We start from the raw sequence: 1920 nt of genomic DNA on the forward strand, positions 1-1920 counted from the left end.
GACTCGCCGGGGCCCGCTCGGCGCGGCCGGGGCGGCCGCCGCGGGAGGACCGTCGTCACAGGTCCACGGCGATGATCCTCTCGATGTTCCGCTCGGCGAGCGCCGTGATGGTGACGAACGGGTTGACGGTGGTGTTGCCGGGGATCAGCGCGCCGTCGATGACGTACAGGCCCGGATACGCGGTGAGCCTGCCGTAGTTGTCGGTGGCCCTGTTCAGCACCGCGCCGCCGAGCGGGTGGTAGGTGAGGTGGTCGCCCCAGATCTTGTAGACGCCGAAGAGGTCGGTCCGGTAGATCGTCCCCTCCTTGGAGTTGATCCTGTCGAAGATGGTCCTGGCCATGTCGATGGACGGCTGCTTCCATGAGGCCTGCCAATTCAGGTCGACCCTGCCCGCCGCGGCGTTCCAGGAGAACTCGGCGCGGTGCGGGTTCCTGGTGATGGACAGGTAGAACGAGGCGAAGGTCTCGATCCCGGTGGGCAGCGGCGCGACCTCGGCGAACGCGCCGCCGGCGGCCCAGTTGTCGATGCCGGAGCAGGGGATGGCCGACTGGAGGGCGCCGGTCGGGTCCCACAGGTGGTTGGCGCGGCCGCACATGACGTTGCCGTTGTCGCCCCAGCCCTTGCCGATCTCGCCGTTCAGGCCGGGCAGCGCGCCGGTGGCCTTCAGCTTGACCAGCAGCTTGCTGGTGCCCACGCTGCCGGCGGCGAAGAACACCCGGTCCGCGGTCACGGTCTTGACGGCCGTGGTGCCGCCGGTGGTGTTCAGCTGATCGATGACGACGGTGTAGCCGCCGCCCGCGGGGGCGACCGAGGTGACCCGGTGCAGCGGGGAGACGGTCACCCTGCCGGTGGCCCTCGCCTGGGCCAGGTAGGTCCGCTGCAGCGACTTCTTGCCGTGGTTGTTGCCGTAGAGGATCTCACCGGCCAGCGCCGACTTGGGAACGGTCCCGGCCGCCTCCTGCTCCATGTAGTCCCAGTCGTACACGTCGGGCACGAAGACGAACGGGAATCCGGAGCGCCGGGCGTGCTTGCGGCCGACCCGGGAGTACTGGTAGCAGGCGGTGGAGTCGAACCAGGCCGGATCGACGGTGCCGACCCCGAGCCCGGCGTTGGCGCGCGGGTAGTAGACGTCGTACATCTCGTCGGCGTCCACCGACGGCAGGACGGCGCCGAAGTTCTCCCGCCTGGGGGTGACCGCCATGCCGCCGTTGACCAGCGACCCCCCGCCGACGCCGCGACCCTGGTAGACCGTGATGCCGCCGAACTCCTCGGCGTCCAGGATGCCGGTGTACCGGGGGATGTCCCGGTCGATGGGGAAGCCGAGGAAGTAGTTGAGCGGGGCCTTGGTCCTGGTGCGCAGCCAGTAGGACCGGTAGTCCGGCTCACGCGTGTTGCAGAAGATCTTGCCGTCGGAGCCGGGGGTGTCCCAGGCCATGCCCATCTCGATCATGTGCACGTCGACGCCCGCCTGGGCGAGACGCAGGGCGGCGACGGAACCGCCGTACCCGGTGCCGATCACCAGGGCCGGGACGTGGGCTCCGGAGGCGATCGGGGCGGCGGCGCGGGCGGTCTCCGCCCGGGCCGCGGTGCCGCGGTCCGCGAGGGCCGCGATTCCCAGGACGGAGCCGGTTCCGGCGATGAAGCCGCGGCGTGAGATGCCTCTGGATCCGGGGCCATCCGGGGCGGTGTTGCTCATGTTCGGTTCCTCACCCTCGACGAAACGAGACCGGTCGTGCATGTCGCGCGGCGGGCCGCTCCGCGCGCGGAGGCGGCTCGGGCGCGTTCGCCTATACGTGAGCGCCGGGTCAGGGCGTCTGTCGCTCGGGTGTCGTTCGGGGCCAAGGCCGAGGTCGAGGCCGAGGCCGAGGCCGAGGCCGAGGTTGGGGCCGGGGTCGAGGTTGGGGCCGGGGTCGAGGTTGG

1 protein-coding gene is annotated in these 1920 nt (G+C 70.9%); it reads right to left on the reverse strand.

The window, feature by feature from the left end; genetic code table 11:
* Positions 1-55 precede the first annotated feature (55 nt).
* Complete coding sequence (locus ACWJ6R_RS35520) at positions 56-1696, reverse strand: GMC oxidoreductase (RefSeq protein ID WP_449066410.1); 1641 nt, start codon at positions 1694-1696, stop codon at positions 56-58.
* Between the last annotated feature and the right edge of the window lie 224 nt (positions 1697-1920).

The organism is Planomonospora algeriensis (assembly GCF_977012225.1).

Coding starts and splice junctions, on each gene's coding strand:
- ACWJ6R_RS35520 (WP_449066410.1), bottom strand. CDS start 1,696: ATGAGCAACACCGCCCCGGATGGCCCCGGATCCAGAGGCATCTCACGC.